Genomic DNA, 17,060 nt, shown 5'->3' with positions numbered 1-17,060 from the left:
GGTGGGAACTGCGGAGACGACCGTCCTGGTTGCCGATGACCAGGCGATGATCCGCGCCGGGTTGGTCGCGCTGCTGTCCAACGAGCCGGGTCTGCGGGTCCTCGCCGAAGCGTCGGACGGTGATTCGGCGGTGGCGGCGGTGCGCCGCAGGCGCCCGGACGTGGTGCTGCTGGACGTGCGGATGCCCGGTAAGGACGGCATCGCCGCTGCGCAGGAGATCCTCGCCGAGACCGACGGCGCGACGTCGGTGATCATGCTGACGGTGCACGACCTCGACGAGTACGTCTACGGCGCGCTGCGCGCCGGCGCCAGCGGTTTCCTGCTCAAGGACGCCAGTCCCGAGGAGCTGGTCAAGGCCGTGCACACCGTCGCCGCCGGTGAGGCGCTGCTTGCGCCCCGGGTGACCAAGCGGCTGCTCCAGCGCTTCGCCGCGCTGGGCGTGCGCGATGCGCGCAGCGAGCTGTCGGTGCTCACCGAGCGCGAGGTGGACGTGCTGCTGGAGGTCGCGCGCGGCGGTTCCAACGCCGAGATCGCCCGCAACCTCGGGCTGGCCGAGCTGACGGTGAAATCGCACCTGTACCACGTGATGCAGAAGCTGCAGATCTCCTCGCGCACGCAGCTGGTGATCCTCGCCTACGAGACGGGCCTGGTCTGCCCGGGCCAGGACAACGCGCGGCCCCCGAGCCAGGTCTCGGTCTGAGCTCACCGGCGTGTCTAATGGGGACATGCACGGCTCGGAACAGCACGAACTCAAGGTCGGACTCGTCGGCTACGGCTCGGGCGGGAAGATCTTCCACGCGCCGCTGATCGCCGCTCACCCGCGGTTGCGGCTGGACGCGGTGGTCACCGCGAACCCGGAGCGCCAGGCGCAGGTGCGCGCGGACCTGCCGGGAGCCGAGCCGGTGGCCGACCTCGACGCGCTGTTCGCCCGCGAGCCGGATCTGGTGGTCATCACCACGCCGAACCGCACGCACGCCGAGCTGGCCAGGACCGCGCTGGACGCGGGCGTGCCGGTGGTGGTGGACAAGCCGTTCACACCGACCGCGCAGGAGGGTCGCGAGCTCGTCGAGCACGCGCGCGAGCGGGGGCTGCTGCTGACCGTGTTCCAGAACCGCCGGTGGGACAGCGACTTCCGCACGGTCCGCAAGGTGCTGGACGGCGGCGAGCTGGGGCGGGTCCACCGGTTCGAGTCGCGCTTCGACCGCTGGGCGCCGCAGCCGAAGCCGACCTGGCGCGACTCCGGCGGTGCCGAGGACGTGGCCGGGCTGCTCTACGACCTGGGCAGCCACCTCATCGACCAGGCGCTGCAGCTGTTCGGCCCGGTCGCCTCGGTCTACGCCGAGATCGACACCCGCCGGCCGGGCGTGCGCGCCGACGACGACTCGTTCGTCGCGCTGACCCACGTCAACGGCGTGCGCTCGCACCTGTGGATGAGCAAGCTCGCGGCGGTCCCGGGGCCGCGGCTGCGCCTGCTCGGCGACCGGGGCACCTTCACCAAGCACGGCACGGACCCGCAGGAAGCCGACCTGCGCGCGGGCAAGCGCCCGGTCGACGACATGTGGGGCCGCGAACCCGAGGACATCCGGGGCGAACTCGGCGACGGCGAGACCACCCGCACGATCCCCAGCGAACCGGGCACCTACCAGGCCTTCTACGACGGAGTCGTCAACTCCCTGCTCACGGGCGCCCCGGCCCCGGTCGACCCGGCCGATGCCATCACGGCCCTCGACATCATCGCCGCAGCCCAACGCTCAGCCGAGAACCACACCCTCGAACCCCTCACCTGACCCGCTCCCTCCCCTCCGCCCTCCGGGCCCGGGTCTTCGCGGCGGTGCTGACGTTGCCAACGGCCGTTGGCAGGGGACAGTTTTAGCCATAACTATCCATGATCAACATCCGTTTTGTCCGGACAGTTATGGCTAAAACTGCCCCCTGCCGAACAAAGAACCCTCCGCCGAGCAGTGCTCAGCGGTCGTAGCGCCCTGCTTTGAGGGTGGTGAGGAACGAGGCCCACTGGGTGGGGGCAGTGGTGAGGTGGTCCCCGCCGGGGTTCTTGCTGTCGCGGATGCCGACGGTGGTTGGGGTGATCGCGACCTCGACGCATTGCCCTGCGTTCGCGCTGCGTGAGCTCTTTCGCCAGGTTGCGTTCGCAAGTCGCTCACTTGCGTCTCCTCTGGGCGCCGGTCTGCTCCTCGGCGTTCGTACGCATGAGCGAGAGTGATTCGCGTTGTGAGGAGGTTGAGGGGTGGTCACTCTTCGTCACGCCGAGTTGCGCGTGGGGCGTGGTCGACCACGCTGAGTGCGTGGGTCGACGTTCGGGGGGCCGGGATGAGCAGTGACGCGGAGGTCGCCGAGGTGGGTTGGACGATGACGCCCGCGGTGAGCGAGCACCTGGATCCCCAGGAGCTCGACGGGCTGCACCTGTGGTGGCGGGCGGCGAACTTCCTGTCGGCGGGCCAGATCTACCTGATGGACAACCCGCTGCTGCGGGAACCGCTGCGAGCCGAGCACATCAAGCCGCGGCTGCTGGGGCACTGGGGGACCACGCCCGGGCTGAACTTCATCTACGCCCACCTCAACCGGGCGATCCGGATGCGCGACCTGGCCATGATGTACGTGATCGGCCCCGGCCACGGCGGGCCCGGCCTGGTCGCGGCGTCGTGGCTGGAGGGCACCTACAGCGAGATCTACCCGGACGTCGCCCAGGACAACGACGGCCTCAAGCGGCTGGTCACCCAGTTCTCCTTCCCCGGCGGCGTTCCCAGCCACGTCGCGCCGGAGACGCCCGGGTCGATCCACGAGGGCGGCGAGCTCGGGTACTCGCTGTCGCACGCGTTCGGGGCGGTGTTCGACAACCCCGACCTGATCGTGCCGTGCATCATCGGCGACGGCGAGGCCGAGACGGGTCCGCTGGCGACCAGCTGGCACGGCAACAAGTTCCTCAACCCCGCCACCGACGGGGCGGTGCTGCCGATCCTGCACCTCAACGGCTACAAGATCGCCAACCCGGCGGTGCTGGCGCGCATCCCCGACGAGGAACTGCTCAGCATGCTGCGCGGTTTCGGCTACGAGCCCTACCTCGTCGCCGGTGACGAGCCGGCGCCGATGCACCACCTGTTCGCCGCGACGCTGGACCGCTGCCTCGACGAGATCGCCGCGATCCAGCGCCGCGCCCGGCGCGACGGGTCCGGGCAGCGCCCCCGCTGGCCGATGATCGTGCTGCGCACCCCGAAGGGCTGGACCGGGCCGGACACCGTCGACGGCAAGCACGTCGCCGGCACCTGGCGCGCCCACCAGGTGCCGATCTCCGACCCGCGCGGCAACCCGGAACACCTGTGGCAGCTCGAATCCTGGATGCGCAGCTACGAGCCCGCCGACCTGTTCGAGTCCTCGGGCGCCCCGGTGCGCGCGATCCGCGACCACAACCCGGTCGGGGATCGGCGGATGAGCGCCAGCCCGCACGCCAACGGCGGTCACCTGCTGCGGGCGCTGCGGCTGCCCGAGTTCCGGGACTACGGCGTGGAGGTCGATGAGCCGGGCGCCGCCACCGGCGAGGCGACCCGCGTGCTCGGGCGGTTCCTGCGCGACGTGATGCGGTTGAACGACACCGAGCACAACTTCCGCATCTTCTCCCCGGACGAGAACAACTCCAACCGGCTGGGCGCGATCCTCGACGTCACCTCCCGCACCTGGGAAGCGGAGATCCTGCCCGGAGACGACTCGCTGGCGCGCGACGGACGCGTGATGGAGGTCCTCTCCGAGCACACCTGCCAGGGCTGGCTGGAGGGGTACCTGCTCACCGGCAGGCACGGGTTCTTCTCCTGCTACGAGGCCTTCGCGCACATCGTGGACTCGATGGTCAACCAGCACGCCAAGTGGCTCAAGGTCACCGGCGGACTGGCCTGGCGGCAGCCGATCGCCTCGCTGAACTACCTGCTCACGTCGCACGTGTGGCGGCAGGACCACAACGGTTTCTCGCACCAGGACCCGGGTTTCATCGATCACGTGGTGAACAAGAAGGCCGAGGTGGTGCGCGTCTACCTGCCGCCGGACGCCAACACGCTGCTGTCGGTGGTCGACCACTGCCTGCGCAGCCGCGACTACATCAACGTGGTGGTCGCCGGCAAGCAGCCCGCGCCGCAGTACCTGGACGTCGAATCGGCGGTGGTGCACTGCACGAAGGGAATCGGGATCTGGGACTGGGCCTCCAGCGACGCCGACGGCGACCCGGACGTGGTGATGGGCTGCGCGGGCGACGTGCCCACGATGGAGACCCTCGCCGCGGTGGACCTGCTGCTGCGGGAGTTCCCGGACCTGCGGATCCGCGTGGTCAACGTGGTCGACCTGATGCGGCTGCAGGACGAGCGCGAGCACCCGCACGGCCTGTCCGACGCCGAGTTCGACAGCCTGTTCACCCGCGACCGCCCGGTGATCTTCAACTACCACGGCTACCCGTGGCTGATCCACCGGCTGACCTACCGCCGCCACAACCACGAGAACATGCACGTGCGCGGTTACAAGGAGGAGGGCACGACCACGACGCCGTTCGACATGTGCGTGCTCAACCAGATCGACCGGTTCAACCTCGCCATCGACGTCATCGACCGGGTCCCGCGGCTGGGCCCGCGCGCGGCGTACGCGCGAGAAGCGTTGAAGACCAAGCTGATCGAGCACCGGCACTACGTGTCCACGCACGGCGAGGACATGCCGGAGATCCGGGACTGGGTGTGGCCGGGCCGGTGAGGGTGCTGACGGTCAACGCCGGTTCCAGCAGCCTCAAGCTGGCGCTGCTCGACGGCGACGAGCTCGTCGACGAGCACCACGCCGAGCGCTGGGACGGCGAACCCGGGCCGATCGCGGAGTTCCTCGACACCCATGGCGCCGAGGTCATCGGGCACCGGGTGGTGCACGGCGGCGACCGCGTCACCGAGGCGACGATCGTCGACGACGACGTGCAGTCCTACCTGGAGTCGCTGACCGAGCTGGCGCCGCTGCACCAGCCGCGCGCGGTGGAGGGGATCCGGGTGGCGCGGCGGGTCGCGCCCGAGGTGCCGTCGGTGGTGTGCGTGGACACCGCCTTCCACGCCCGGCTGCCCACCGCCGCCGCGACCTACGCCCTGCCGCGCGAGTGGAACGAGCGGTACGGGGTGCGGCGCTACGGTTTTCACGGCCTCTCGCACTCCTACGCGGTGCGGCGCGGAGCGGAGCTGGCGGGGCTGGAACCCGGGCGCGGGAAGGTGCTCAGCTGCCACCTGGGGGCCGGTGCGTCGATGGCCGCGGTGCTCGACGGCCGCAGCGTGGACACCACGATGGGGTTCACGCCCGAGGAGGGGCTGGTGATGAACACCCGCAGCGGCAGCATCGACCCCGGGCTCCTCGGCTGGCTCATCGACGCGAGAGGTGTTGCGCCGCAGGAGGTCTTCGAGGCGCTGGCGACTCGGTCCGGGATCGCCGGGCTGTCCGGGGGATCGGGCGACCTGCGCGACGTGCTGGACGCGCGGGAGAACGGGGACCACGACGCCGCAACGGCTTTCGACGTCTACCGGCACAGCCTGGTGCGGCACGCCGGGGCGATGCTGGCGGTGCTCGGCGGGCTGGATCTGCTGGTGTTCACCGGCGGCATCGGCGAGCACCAGCCGCCGGTGCGCGCGGCGGTCGGCTCGGCGCTGGTGTTCGCCGGGGCGGCGATCGACCCGGCGCGCAACATCCACGCCGAGGAGGGGGAGATCAGCGCCGCCGGGGCCGGAGCGCGCAGCGTGGTGGTGCGGGCGCGGGAGGACCTGGAAATCGCGCGGCAGTCACGCGTCGCGGTCGCCGTCGGCGGATGATGGTCAGACCTTCACCCGTCCGTGTTGAATCGGAATCCGAACCCCTTTCCTCCGCTTTCTGGGGCGCTCGTCCGACATTCTCGTGTTTGCGCTGGAAATGCCGCGCGACGTGCCGCTGAGCCGCAATTTTCGGAAACCGCTTGGTAACACGTCGCGGCCCGTTCTCGCGTTGACAGGGACAAACGCGCGTCTTACGGTCTCTGCCCAACCGCATCACTCGAATGGGCGATGCACTAGGGAGGTTTGGGCCGATGCTCAGGACCGAAATGTCCCGACGACAACTGCTCCGCGCCGGTGCCGCGGCCGCGGTCGCCCTGCCGGCCGCCGGAGCCCTCGCCGGGTGCAGCTTCACCCAACCCGGCACCGGGCAGCCCACCGGGTCCACTCTGGACCGGCTCAAACAGCAGGGATACGCCCGGATCGCGATCGCCAACGAACCTCCCTACACCCAGATCAACCCCGACGGCAGCGTCACCGGAGCCGAACCCGACGTGGTCGCCGCCGTGCTCAAGCGCATGGGAATCCCGCGCATCGAAGGCGTCGTCACCCCCTACGAATCGATGATTCCGGGGCTCAACGCCAACCGGTGGGACATCATCGCCGCGGGATTGTTCATGAAGCAATCCCGCTGCAGCCAGATCAGCTACTCCGAACCGCAAATCGTGTCCACCGAATCGTTCGCGGTTCCCGCCGGGAACCCCAAGAAACTCACCACGATCGCGGCCGTGAAAGCCGATCCCGCGCTCAAGATCGCGGTGCTCCCCGGCGGATTCGAGGACGGCGCGCTCAAGACCGCCGGAGTGCCGGCCGCGCAGCTCGTCAACATCCCCGACGGCCGCAGCGGGATCGAGGCCGTGCAGGCCGGCCGGGCCGACGCGTTCTTCCTGCCGACCCTGTCGCTCGAAGCCCTCAAGACCGAGGGCATCGAGATCACCGGCGCCATCAACGACGTGCAGCAGACCGGCTCGGGTGCCGGGTTCCGCCAAGCCGACGGCGACCTGGTCGCCGCCTACGACGAGCAGCTCAAGGCGCTCAAGGGCACCCCGGAGTTCGACCAGATCCTCGGCAAGTGGGGCTTCTCCGGCGAAGCCGCGCGAGGGGTCACCCGCGACCAGCTCTGCTCCGTGGCGGGCTAGCCGCCGATGTCGGAGATCCTCCCGTACTTCCCGCTGCTCGGCGAGGGCCTGCTCATCACCATCGCGCTCACCCTCGCGGGCATGGTGCTCGCGGTGGTGGTGGCCTTCGCCGCCGGGATCGCCCGGATGTCGCACCGCCGCTGGCTGCGCTGGCCCGCGGCGGTGTTCGTCGAGAGCTTCCGCGGCACCTCGATGCTGGTGCAGCTGTTCTGGTTGTTCTTCGCGCTGCCGTTCTTCGGCGTCCAGCTCGTGCCCTTCGCCGCCGCGATCCTCGCGCTCGGGCTCAACGAGGGCGCCTACGGCGCGGAGATCGTGCGAGGCGCGATCACGGCGCTGCCGCGCGGGCAGCGGGAAGGCGCCATCGCGCTGAGCCTGAGCCCGTACCAGCGGATGCGGTTCGTCATCCTGCCGCAGGCGGTTCCGGCGATGATCCCGCCGTTCGGCAACGTCATGGTCGACCTGCTCAAGAACACCTCGCTGGTGTCGCTGGTGACCGTGGCCGACCTGACCTTCACCGCGCAGATGGTCCGCAACACCACCGGCGCCACCGCCGCGGTGTTCGGCACGATCCTGGTGCTCTACTTCGTCGTGGCCTACGCGCTGTCGCTCGGCTCGTCCTGGCTGGAACGCCGCGTCGACCCGACCCGGCCGGCCGGGTCGCGGGGCTTCTGGCAGCGGGTGCTGCCGGATCGGCGGGTGATGTCGTGATCTGGGACTGGTCGTTCGCCGCGCAGATCGTGCCGTTCCTGCTGCAGGGGCTGTGGGTCACCGTGCAGATCACCCTGATCGGCATGGCGATCGCGCTGGTCGTGGGGCTGTTCGTGGCGGTGGTGCGCTACTCCGAGGTGCCGGTGATCAGCAAGCTGTTCACCTTCTTCGTGCTGTTCGTGCGCGGCACGCCGCTGCTGGTGCAGGCCTACTTCGCGTTCTTCGTGCTGCCGAGCGTCGGTGTGCAGTTCTCGCCGATGATCACCGGCATCGTCGTCATCGGCCTCAACTACAGCGCCTACACCGCCGAGGTCTACCGCGCGGGCATCCAGAGCGTGGCGACCGGGCAGTGGGAGGCGTGCACGGCGCTGAGCCTGTCGACCTGGCAGCGCTGGCGGTTCGTGGTGCTGCCGCAGGCCATCCGCGACGTCATCCCCGCGCTGGGCAACTACCTGGTGCAGATGTTCAAGGACTCGGCGATCCTGCACGCCATCACCGTGTTCGAACTGCTCGGGCACGCGACCGCGGTCGGGTCCAGCAGCTACCGCTACCTGGAGCCGATGACGATCGCCGCCCTGCTGTTCCTCGCGGTCAGCCTCCCGGCGGCGAGGCTGATCACACGATTGGAGCTGCGTCTTGCCCACCCCAGATGAGCCGATGATCTCCTTCGCCGGCGTGGGGAAGTCTTTCGGGGACAACCACGTGCTGCGCGAGCTCGACCTGACGGTGGCACCGGGGGAGAAGGTGTCGATCATCGGGCCAAGCGGCTCCGGGAAGACCACCATCCTGCGGCTGCTCATGACCCTGGAGAACCCCGACAGCGGGCTGATCGAGGTCGACGGGGAACCGCTGTGGGACTGCAGGGAGGGCGCCCGGTTCGACGCGAAGAAGCAGGCCGAGGTGCGCCGCACGATCGGCATGGTCTTCCAGCACTTCAACCTGTTCCCGCACATGACCGTCCTGGACAACGTGACGCTCTCGCCGGTGCAGGTGCTGGGCATGAGCCGCGAGGAGGCGGGGCAGCGGGCGGTCGAGCTGCTTCAGCTGGTCGGCCTGGACAAGCACATGGCGCACAAGCCGGGCCAGCTGTCCGGCGGTCAGCAGCAGCGCGTCGCCATCGCCCGCGCCCTGGCGATGCGGCCGAAGGTGATGCTCTTCGACGAGGTCACCTCGGCGCTGGACCCGGAGCTCATCGGCGAGGTACTGGCGGTCATCCGCGACCTCGCCCACACCACGGCCATGACGATGCTGCTGGTCACCCACGAGATGCGCTTCGCCGAGGAGATCTCCGACCGCGTCCTCATGTTCGACTCCGGATCCGTCGTCGAATCCGGACCCCCGTCGCAGATCCTCCAGAACCCCCAGCACGAACGAACCCAGCGCTTCCTCAAGGCCGTCCTCGAACGCAAGTGACCGCGGGTGATCGCCTCACCCGGTGAGGGCGGCGAGGTGGCGGTAGGAGTCGAGGCGGGCTTCGGGGGAGTGGGCGGTGGTGGTGACCAGGAGCTCGTCGGCTCCGGTGGTCGCGACGAGGTCCTTGAGGGCCACCGCGACCTCGTCCGGGGTGCCGTAGGTGTGGCCCTGCATGGCTCGGGTGAAGTGGGTGCGCTCGCGGTCGGTCATGTCGCGGGCGAGGATCCGGTCCGGGTCGTCCAGCGGTGGGAACTCGCCGCGGGTGCGGGACCAGACACCGGCCCAGGCCTCGGGGACGAGCAGGCGGCGGGCGTCCTCCGTGGTGTCGGCGACCGCGATGGAGCGGGCCACGACCACGTGCGGCTCGGCCGCGCGGGGCGACGGGCGGAAGCGCTGCCGGTAGTCGTCGATCGTGCGCAACATCTGGTTCTCGCCCAGCGGTGAGGCGATGACCAGCGGCAACCCGAGCTCGGCCGCGCTGGTGGCGGTGCGAGTGGCCAGCACGAACACCGGCAGGTCGAGGCCCTCGGCGGGGATCGCGTGCACCCCGGCGACGCCGCCGTCGAGGTAGGCCAGCAACTCGGCGAGCTGCTCGGTGAAGCCGCTCGCGTCCTCGACGCCCAGCGCCTTGCGGATGCCTCCGGTGAACCCCAGCGACCGTCCCAGGCCGACGTCGACGCGGTCGCCGAACAGCGACGCGAGCACGCCGAACTGCTCGGCGACGACCAGCGGGCGGTGGTTGGGCAGCATCACGCCACCGGTGCCGACCCGGATGCGGCTGGTGGCGGCGGCGACGGCCGAGGCCAGGACGGTGGGGGCGGCTCCGGCGACGCCGGGCACGCCGTGGTGCTCGGCGACCCAGAACCGGTGGTAGCCGAGCCGCTCGACCTCCTGCGCGAAGCGCACCGTCTCCCGCAGCGCCTCCTGGGCGCTGCCGCCGACGGGGATGTGCGAGCGGTCCAGCACGGACAGGCGGGGACTCACCTCAAGTGCAACGCCTGCCGGAACCAGAGATTCCGGCAGGCGCGTGTGACCTCCCCGTCAGCGAGCCTTCGGCAGCAGGATCCACAGCAGGATGTAGAGCACGAACTGGGGACCCGGGAGGATGCACGAGACCACGAAGGCGAGCCGCACCAGGAACACGGGCAGCCCGAACCGGTGAGCGAGGCCCGCGCACACGCCGGCGATCATCTTTCCGTTGCGAGGACGCTCCAATGCCGTCATGACTCCACCCTGCCCGCGCTCCGACGATCTCGCCAACCCGCGCCTCGCGCGCCGCCCGTCCGGATGGCACGTTGAAGGCGTGGACCTGCGGGAAGTGGCACGGGAGCTGTGCACGGGCGATCCGGTAAACTTCGTCACCGCCCGGAACGCGGCCGCCGCGCGCGCCCGCGAGTCAGGGGACACCGGGCTGGCCGAGCGGATCAAGAAGCTGCGCAAGCCCACCACGGCGGCGTGGGCGGTGAACCTGCTCGCCGACCGCGAACCCGACGAGCTGGGTGCCCTGCTCGACCTCGGTGACCGGCTCCGCCACGCGCAGCGCGAGCTGCGCGGCGACGAGCTCCGCGACCTGGCCGCCGAACGGACCCGCGTGCTCGACCGCCTCACCACCCGCGCGGCCGAGCTCGCCGTCGAGGGCGGCCACGGGATCGCCGACTCGGGCCGCGAGCAGATCACGCAAACCCTCACCGCCGCCCTCTCCGACCCCGAAGCCGCCGCCGAGGTCCAGCGGGCGACCCTGACCAAGCCCCTTGAGTACAGCGGCTTCGGGCTCGACGACCTCGCCGTCGCGGCGATCCAGCGCCAGGCCGCACGACCCCGGCCCGCCCGCAAGAGCGAGGAATCCGGCGAGGGGAAGGTCCTGGAGCTGCGAAACCGCCTGCGGGACAGCGAGAAGCACCTCGACGTTGCGGCCGCCGAGCTCACGAGGGCCGAAACCGCGTGCCGCGAGGCGGAAGAGCACCACGAGCGGCTGCGCGAGGAGCTCGCCGACGCCGAGGCGGAGCTCCGGGTGCGCCGCCGGGACGTGAAGACCGCGCGGCAGGAGCACGAGCGGGCGGTCAAGGCCAAGGACGCCGCCGCCCGGGCCCTGGGCGAGGACTGAGGACGGTTCTTCCTCGAATCACCCCATGATCATGTCCGTTTTGTTCGGACAATTCGAGGAGGAACCGTCCCCTGGTGAGAAGGGCGCACTCCCGGTCGCGCTCCTCGTCGGTGGCGCGTGTTGAGCGGAGCTGACTTTGCTCGGGCGTAGGCGACAGAAGTATTACTTTTCGCCGGGTTGTGTTGTTCGGGCGCTTACGTTGACGGCTCTCGCAGGACAAGCACAACGAGCAAGGGTGCCGACGATGGCAGATCGCAACGACGCGAGCCCGGTGAGCCCGGAGGCGGCGTTCCCCGACAAGTACATCCCGAGACCGCAGGTGCGCGACCTGCCCGAGCCGCCGCGCGACCAGTGGCGGCTGATCGGCCCGGGCATCGTCGCGGCGGGCGTCGGCCTGGCCAGCGGGGAGTTCATCCTCTTCCCCTACATCACGTCGCAGGTCGGCCTGACCTTCGTGTGGGCGGCGCTGCTGGGCCTGGTCACGCAGTACTTCCTCAACATGGAGATCGAGCGCTACACGCTGGCCACGGGCGAGACCGCCGTGACCGGTTTCAGCAGGCTGTGGAAGCACTGGGGCCTGGTTTTCGCGATCATGGCCTACTTCGCCAACCTCTGGCCGGCGTGGGCGACGAGCTCGGCGACGCTGATCACCTACGCGATCGGCGGCGACAAATCCCTGATCGCGGTGGGAATCCTGGTGCTGGTGGCGCTGATCCTCACCCTCGCGCCCGCCGTCTACACGGCGCTGGAGCGCGCCGAGATGCTCAAGGTCGCCGCGATCGTGCTGCTGATCGTGATCGGCTGCCTGTTCGTCATCGGCGCCGAGAGCTGGCAGGCGCTGCCCACCGTGGTCACCGAACCCGGGTTCCCGGCCGCCGAGCTCGGATTCGCCGTGCTCATGGGCGCTCTGGCGTTCGCCGGTGCCGGTGGCGGCCAGAACCTGGTGCAGAGCAACTGGATCAGGGACAAGGGCTTCGGCATGGGCCACTACGTGCCCAAGATCGTCTCGCCGCTGACCGGTCAGTCCGAGGCGCGCGGCCAGGCCGGGTTCATCTTCCCGGCCACCGACGAGAACCTGGGCCGCTGGAAGGCGTGGTGGCGCTTCGCGAACAAGGAGCAGCTGATGACCTTCGTGGCCATCACGTTCCTGTCCATCATGTTCATGTCGCTGCTCGCCTACGGCACCGTGTTCGGCCACCCCGGGCTGGAGAACGACGTGTCGTTCCTGCGCATCGAGGGCGAGAAGATGTCCGAGATGGCCGGCGGCTGGTTCGGCTACTTCTTCTGGGTCGTGGGCGCGTTCTCGCTGTTCGCGGCGGCGCTGGGCATCGTCGACTACACCAGCCGGCTGGCCGCCGACGTGCTCAAGACCAGCTACTTCCCGGACTCCTCGGAGAGCAAGATCTACGCGATCCTGGTCTGGGGCCTGTGCGTGATCGGCATCGTGGTGATCCTCGCCGGCATGGATCAGCCGCTCGTGCTCGCCACCATCTCGGCCTGCACCGGTGGCGTCATGATGTTCATCTACTCCGGCCTGCTCATCGCCATCAACCGCAAGATGCTGCCCGCCCGGATCCGCATCTCCGGCGTGCGGCTCGGCGCGCTGACCTGGTCGATCATCCTGTTCGGGGTGCTGGCGGTGCTGACCGTGCACCAGCAGATCGGGGAGTTGTTCGGGGGGTGAGAGGTGGGGAGGTTTTCATGAAAACTTCCCCCACACCCCACTCGGGGGAGCCTCCGGTCGCTCGGGCCGGAGGCTCCGCCGCGCGGGGACCCGAATGCTCCACGTGCCAGCGCGGAGCGCCCGCCGGCACCTCCAGGATAGCTCGCTCACCTGCGGTTTCGTCTACCTCCGGGCCGGGGTGAGCTGGCCGCGGCGGTCGAGCTTCTGCCACGGCAGACGAGCCCCGGCCAGGGCCGTGATCACCGACTGCACCACCACCAGGTACATCAGCTGCCGGTAGACGACCTGCTGCAGCGGCAGCGCCCACAGCGGTCGCAGCCGCTCGCCGTCCATCCGGAACGCGATGATCCCCGGCAGCAGCTGCATCGCCAGGAACGCCAGCCAGGTCAGCGCGAAGGTCCGCGCCTCGGCGGAGAACAGCGCGAAGAACGCCGCCACGTCCACCACCGGGGCGATGACCTGCAGCAGCACCTGGAACACCAGCAGGTAGGGCAGGCCGATGCGGCCGAGCCTGCCGCCCGGGCCGCGCTCCAGCACCGACCGCCGGTGCTTCCAGGCCGCCTGCAGCGTGCCGTAGCACCAGCGGTACCGCTGCTTCCACAGCTGACCGGTGGTGGCGGGCGCCTCGGTCCAGGAGATCGCGTTCTCCTCGTAGGCCATCCGCCAGCCGTGCCGCTCCAGCGCCATCGTCAGGTCGGTGTCCTCGGCCAGCGTGTCGTCGCTGACCCCACCGGCCGCGAGCACCGCCGAGCGCCGGAACGCGCCCAGGGCACCGGGGATCGTCGGCGTGCACCCGAGCATCTCGTAGACCCGGCGGTCCAGGTTGAACCCGATCACGTACTCGATGTGCTGCCAGCGCCCCAGCATGGTGCGGCGGTTGCCGACCTTGACGTTGCCCGACACCGCCCCGATCGAGGCGTCGGTGAAGTGGTCGACCAGCCGCGACACCGCGTCCGGTTCGAGGATCGTGTCCCCGTCGACGACCACCACCAGCTCCGAGCGCGCCGCCGCGAGACCGGTGTTGAGGGCGGCGGCCTTGCCCGCGTTGCGCTGCCGGATCAGCCGGACGTGCTGGTGCCGCCTGAACTGCCGCTCGACGATCGCCGCGGTGCGGTCGGTGGAGCCGTCGTCGACGACGATGACCTCCACCGGGTGGTCGGAGGCCAGGATCGTGCGCACCGTCGCGGCGATGCCCGCCTGCTCGTTGTAGGCGGGGACGATCACGCCGACGCGCTGGCTGATCTGCCACGGCGGGCTCCAGCGGCGCGAGCGCCGCCGCTGGATCGGGGCCAGGACCAGCACGAACACCATCCGCAGGACGCCCAGCGCGGCCGCCGCCCACAGCAGCGCGCGCAGCGCGTCGGCCAGCCAGGCCGACAGCACCACCACGCCCACGAACAGCGATCCGGCGACCCGGTCGAGCAGCCCGGCGGGAACGGTGGTGGTGCGCAGGCCGAACGCGGCACCGACCGAGTCGACCCGCCACCCGCTGCCGGTGAGCTGCGGCAGCAGCCGGTCGAGCGCGGCGACGGTGTCGGGACCGGCGGTGTCGTGCATCAGCAGGACCGCGCCGCGGTCGTCGCGCGGGGTGGAGGCGGCCAGCACCGCCTCGGGTCCCGGGGCTCGCCAGTCCTGCGAGTCCTTGTCGGGCACCACCACCTGATGACCGTGATTCCCGATGCGCAGCAACGAGTTCCACGCGGCCTGGTCGAGCGAGCCGGTGGTCAGGTGCGCGGGCTGGGCCAGGGTCGTGGTGATCCCGGCGGCCCCGGCCAGCGCGAGATCGGTGGACTTCAGCTCCAGCTGCACCCGGCGGGCGCCGACCTCGCGCAGGTCGGTGCGGGTGAGCGTGCGGTTGCCGATCTCGTGCCCGGCGGCGACGATCTCGCGGATCAGCCCGGGGTTGCGCGCGGCCTGCGCGCCGGTGACGAAGAACGTCGCGTGCACCCGGTGGCGCGCCAGCACGTCCAGGACCTGCGGCGTCCACCGCGGATCAGGTCCTTCGGCGAAGGTGAGCGCCACGGTGCGCGGCGGTACCGGGCGCACGGTGGGTTCGCGCGGGTCGATCACCGACCCGCCGTCGAAGGCGGTCGCGGGCACGAACTGCCGGGTGCCGCTGGGCGTGCCGTCGGTGCCGACCCGGCTGAGCAGCACGTCGAGTCCGAGCAGGCCGCAGATCGCGAGCAGCGCCAGGCCCAGCAGCAGCCAGTGGGATCGGGGAGTACGGGGTTTTCGGTTGCGGGGCAAGGGGTTTCCGAATCATCGGGTGGCTTCGGGGGTGTTCGGCAGCGGGGGTGCCGGGGTGGGGGAGTCGAGCATCGCGGCGGCCAGCAGCAGCGCCAGGCCGGTCAGCACGAGGCTGGTGAGCAGCACGAACCGCCGCACCGCGCGGCGCCGTCGGCCGCTGCGGTCGACGAAGACCGGGTCCGCCGGGTGGTAGTGGCGCTGGAGCCGCCGGTCGGGGGACAGGCCGACGGTCTCCGCGCCGCGGTAGGTGGCGGGGTCGGCGCGCTCGGTGCGCACCAGGACCGAGCCCGGTCGGCGCCGGTGCCGATGCCGGGTGGGTGATCCTTGCCGGGGCGTCGGGTGGCCTCGGGAGGTCATCGATACTCCGAATGTCGGGGGTGTCGTTCACTCGTTCTGGTGATCTAGGCTGGGTACGATAACGCTCAGGTCACGTTGATCCAAGGCGCGCTGGTTGTCGGGGTGGTGCGCGAGGTCGCCCGACAACAGGAGTGAACACACGCGGTGAGGAAGTTCTTGCGGCGCGCGACGCGCTCGCTGGTGCTGGTGCTGGTCGTGCTCGCGATGACCGGGCTCGGCATCACCAGCTACGTCGACCACGCGCTGACCCGGGTTCCGGCGTCCACCGACTACGCCGGGCGCACCGAACCCGGCGGCGGCACCAACTGGCTGCTCGTCGGCTCCGACAGCCGCGAAGGGCTCACCCGGGAGCAGGAGCAGGACCTGGTCACCGGCGGCACCGCCGACGCCGAGGGCGCGCGCACCGACACGATCATGCTGCTGCACATCCCGGCGGGATCAGGCGCTCCGACGCTGGTCAGCCTGCCGCGCGACTCGCTGGTCGACATCCGCGGCCACGGCCCCGACAAGCTCAACGCCGCCTACGCCACCGGCGGACCGGCGCTGCTGTCGCGCACGGTGGAGGAGCGCACCGGGCTGCGCGTGGACCACTACCTGGAGATCGGTCTCGGCGGGTTCGCCGGGGTCGTCGACGCCATCGACGGCGTCCGGGTCTGCCTGCCGCAACCCATCGAGGACCCCAAGATCTCGCTGTCGCTGCCGGCCGGGTGCCAGAACCTGACCGGGGCGCAGGCGCTGGGGTTCGTGCGCACCCGCCACTTCGCGGGCGGCGACCTGCAGCGCGCCGAGCACCAGCGCCAGTTCCTCACCGCGCTGGTCGACAAGGCCACCAGCCGGGAGGTGCTGCTCAACCCGCTGCGGTCGGTGCCGATGACCTGGCGGCTGGCCGACACGATCACCGTCGGCGACCCGGACCACCTCGACGACCTGGGCGAGCTCGGCTACCAGGCGAGCCTGGCCGGGACCGGCCTGGCGACCGAGACGGTCCCGGTCGGCGGCACCGACGACCTGCCCGGCGTCGGCTCGGTCCTGCGGTGGGACGAACCGCGTGCCGCAGCGCTGTTCGACGCGCTGCGGCACGACCGGCCGCTGCCGTGACCGGCTCACATCTTCGCGGCGCCCGCCTTGACCGCCTCGCGGATGCGGAAGTAGGTGCCGCAGCGGCAGATGTTGCGGATCGAGTCCAGGTCCGCCTCGGTGATCTGGCGGCCCTCGTCGGACGCGCGGCGCACCAGCGCCACCGCGGCCATGATCTGGCCCGGCTGGCAGTAGCCGCACTGCGCGACGTCCTGCTCCAGCCACGCCTCCTGCATCGGGTGCAGGTCGGCGTCGGCGGTGGCAGGCAGGCCCTCGATGGTGGTGATCTCGTCGTCCTCGGCGATGTCACCCACCTTCACCGAGCACGGGTTGAACGCCTTGCCGTTGATGTGGCTGGTGCACGCCTTGCAGACGTTGATCCCGCAGCCGTACTTCGGCCCGGTCACGCCCAGCAGATCGCGCAGCACCCACAGCACCCGCACGTCGTCGGCGACGTCGACGGTGACCTGCTCGCCGTTGAGTCGAAAAGTGTGCTCAGGCACGGG

General features: G+C 70.5%; 17 protein-coding genes. 11 read left to right on the top strand and 6 right to left on the bottom strand.

The window, feature by feature from the left end:
• The first annotated feature begins 1 nt into the window (after nt 1).
• Complete coding sequence (locus BM424_RS12265; protein ID WP_093416391.1) at nt 2-700, top strand: response regulator; 699 nt, start codon at nt 2-4, stop codon at nt 698-700.
• A gap of 25 nt (nt 701-725) precedes the next feature.
• The gene (locus tag BM424_RS12260) at nt 726-1,787 is read left to right on the top strand and encodes a Gfo/Idh/MocA family protein (protein WP_093416388.1); all 1,062 of its coding nucleotides are present in this window, start codon (nt 726-728) and stop codon (nt 1,785-1,787) included.
• 178 nt (nt 1,788-1,965) lie between these two features.
• Here BM424_RS12260 and BM424_RS12255 read toward each other — a convergent pair whose 3' ends face one another.
• On the bottom strand, nt 1,966-2,253 hold the full coding sequence (locus tag BM424_RS12255) for a DUF397 domain-containing protein (RefSeq protein ID WP_093416385.1): 288 nt from the start codon (nt 2,251-2,253) through the stop codon (nt 1,966-1,968).
• 114 nt (nt 2,254-2,367) lie between these two features.
• Between BM424_RS12255 and BM424_RS12250 the strand changes: the two genes are divergently transcribed.
• The 6 genes from BM424_RS12250 (at nt 2,368) to ehuA (ending at nt 9,085) form a co-directional block, all read left to right on the top strand.
• Nucleotides 2,368-4,743 carry a phosphoketolase family protein gene (locus BM424_RS12250; protein ID WP_093417024.1) on the top strand — a complete coding sequence of 792 codons (2,376 nt, stop codon included), beginning with the start codon at nt 2,368-2,370 and terminating at the stop codon, nt 4,741-4,743.
• Nucleotides 4,740-5,828, top strand: coding sequence for an acetate/propionate family kinase (locus tag BM424_RS12245; RefSeq protein WP_245775792.1), 1,089 nt, complete (start codon nt 4,740-4,742; stop codon nt 5,826-5,828). Before BM424_RS12250 ends, BM424_RS12245 begins: the two co-directional genes overlap by 4 nt.
• Nucleotides 5,829-6,079: 251 nt before the next feature.
• Complete coding sequence (ehuB, locus tag BM424_RS12240; protein WP_093416380.1) at nt 6,080-6,964, top strand: ectoine/hydroxyectoine ABC transporter substrate-binding protein EhuB; 885 nt, start codon at nt 6,080-6,082, stop codon at nt 6,962-6,964.
• Nucleotides 6,965-6,970: 6 nt separating this feature from the next.
• The gene (gene ehuC / locus BM424_RS12235) at nt 6,971-7,672 is read left to right on the top strand and encodes an ectoine/hydroxyectoine ABC transporter permease subunit EhuC (protein WP_093416378.1); all 702 of its coding nucleotides are present in this window, start codon (nt 6,971-6,973) and stop codon (nt 7,670-7,672) included.
• Complete coding sequence (ehuD, locus tag BM424_RS12230) at nt 7,669-8,325, top strand: ectoine/hydroxyectoine ABC transporter permease subunit EhuD (RefSeq protein ID WP_093416375.1); 657 nt, start codon at nt 7,669-7,671, stop codon at nt 8,323-8,325. The genes ehuC and ehuD overlap by 4 nt, the downstream gene beginning before the upstream one ends.
• Before the next feature lie 4 nt (nt 8,326-8,329).
• Nucleotides 8,330-9,085, top strand: a complete 756-nt coding sequence (ehuA, locus tag BM424_RS12225) for an ectoine/hydroxyectoine ABC transporter ATP-binding protein EhuA (protein ID WP_093416373.1) — start codon at nt 8,330-8,332, stop codon at nt 9,083-9,085.
• Between the two features lie 15 nt (nt 9,086-9,100).
• On the opposite strand, the gene BM424_RS12220 is transcribed toward ehuA, so the two are convergent.
• Together BM424_RS12220 and BM424_RS12215 are read right to left on the bottom strand one after the other, a co-directional pair.
• Nucleotides 9,101-10,069, bottom strand: a complete 969-nt coding sequence (locus BM424_RS12220) for an LLM class flavin-dependent oxidoreductase (RefSeq protein WP_093416370.1) — start codon at nt 10,067-10,069, stop codon at nt 9,101-9,103.
• 57 nt (nt 10,070-10,126) lie between these two features.
• Complete coding sequence (locus BM424_RS12215; protein WP_093416368.1) at nt 10,127-10,309, bottom strand: PspC domain-containing protein; 183 nt, start codon at nt 10,307-10,309, stop codon at nt 10,127-10,129.
• Between BM424_RS12215 and BM424_RS12210 the strand changes: the two genes are divergently transcribed.
• Both BM424_RS12210 and BM424_RS12205 read left to right on the top strand, forming a co-directional pair.
• A complete protein-coding gene (locus BM424_RS12210; RefSeq protein WP_139274056.1) occupies nt 10,308-11,189 on the top strand; it encodes a hypothetical protein in 882 nt (293 codons plus the stop codon). The genes BM424_RS12215 and BM424_RS12210 overlap by 2 nt on opposite strands.
• 244 nt (nt 11,190-11,433) lie before the next feature.
• The gene (locus BM424_RS12205; protein ID WP_093417021.1) at nt 11,434-12,873 is read left to right on the top strand and encodes an Nramp family divalent metal transporter; all 1,440 of its coding nucleotides are present in this window, start codon (nt 11,434-11,436) and stop codon (nt 12,871-12,873) included.
• 162 nt (nt 12,874-13,035) lie between these two features.
• On the opposite strand, the gene BM424_RS12200 is transcribed toward BM424_RS12205, so the two are convergent.
• Both BM424_RS12200 and BM424_RS12195 read right to left on the bottom strand, forming a co-directional pair.
• Nucleotides 13,036-15,120 carry a glycosyltransferase gene (locus BM424_RS12200; protein WP_093416362.1) on the bottom strand — a complete coding sequence of 695 codons (2,085 nt, stop codon included), beginning with the start codon at nt 15,118-15,120 and terminating at the stop codon, nt 13,036-13,038.
• 12 nt (nt 15,121-15,132) lie between these two features.
• Entirely contained in the window at nt 15,133-15,477 is a 345-nt protein-coding gene (locus tag BM424_RS12195) for a hypothetical protein (protein WP_139274055.1), read from the bottom strand.
• A 144-nt stretch (nt 15,478-15,621) separates the two neighbouring features.
• Between BM424_RS12195 and BM424_RS12190 the strand changes: the two genes are divergently transcribed.
• Entirely contained in the window at nt 15,622-16,575 is a 954-nt protein-coding gene (locus tag BM424_RS12190) for an LCP family protein (RefSeq protein ID WP_245775791.1), read from the top strand.
• Nucleotides 16,576-16,580: 5 nt separating this feature from the next.
• On the opposite strand, the gene BM424_RS12185 is transcribed toward BM424_RS12190, so the two are convergent.
• Complete coding sequence (locus BM424_RS12185) at nt 16,581-17,057, bottom strand: (2Fe-2S)-binding protein (protein WP_093416357.1); 477 nt, start codon at nt 17,055-17,057, stop codon at nt 16,581-16,583.
• Nucleotides 17,058-17,060: the final 3 nt, after the last annotated feature.

The sequence above is a fragment of the Saccharopolyspora flava genome (assembly GCF_900116135.1).
GTDB classification, from domain to species: domain Bacteria; phylum Actinomycetota; class Actinomycetes; order Mycobacteriales; family Pseudonocardiaceae; genus Saccharopolyspora; species Saccharopolyspora flava.
The sequence above is the reverse complement of the archived record's forward strand: the minus strand, read 5'-3'. Positions and strand labels throughout refer to the sequence as shown.

Bases quoted from the DNA above. Each gene is read 5' to 3' on its own strand.
- BM424_RS12260 (WP_093416388.1), top strand. From the start codon at position 726: ATGCACGGCTCGGAACAGCACGAACTCAAGGTCGGACTCGTCGGCTAC.
- BM424_RS12250 (WP_093417024.1), top strand. From the start codon at position 2,368: ATGACGCCCGCGGTGAGCGAGCACCTGGATCCCCAGGAGCTCGACGGG.
- ehuB (WP_093416380.1), top strand. From the start codon at position 6,080: ATGCTCAGGACCGAAATGTCCCGACGACAACTGCTCCGCGCCGGTGCC.
- ehuC (WP_093416378.1), top strand. From the start codon at position 6,971: ATGTCGGAGATCCTCCCGTACTTCCCGCTGCTCGGCGAGGGCCTGCTC.
- ehuA (WP_093416373.1), top strand. From the start codon at position 8,330: ATGATCTCCTTCGCCGGCGTGGGGAAGTCTTTCGGGGACAACCACGTG.
- BM424_RS12210 (WP_139274056.1), top strand. From the start codon at position 10,308: ATGACTCCACCCTGCCCGCGCTCCGACGATCTCGCCAACCCGCGCCTC.
- BM424_RS12215 (WP_093416368.1), bottom strand. From the start codon at position 10,309: ATGACGGCATTGGAGCGTCCTCGCAACGGAAAGATGATCGCCGGCGTG.
- BM424_RS12205 (WP_093417021.1), top strand. From the start codon at position 11,434: ATGGCAGATCGCAACGACGCGAGCCCGGTGAGCCCGGAGGCGGCGTTC.
- BM424_RS12195 (WP_139274055.1), bottom strand. From the start codon at position 15,477: ATGACCTCCCGAGGCCACCCGACGCCCCGGCAAGGATCACCCACCCGG.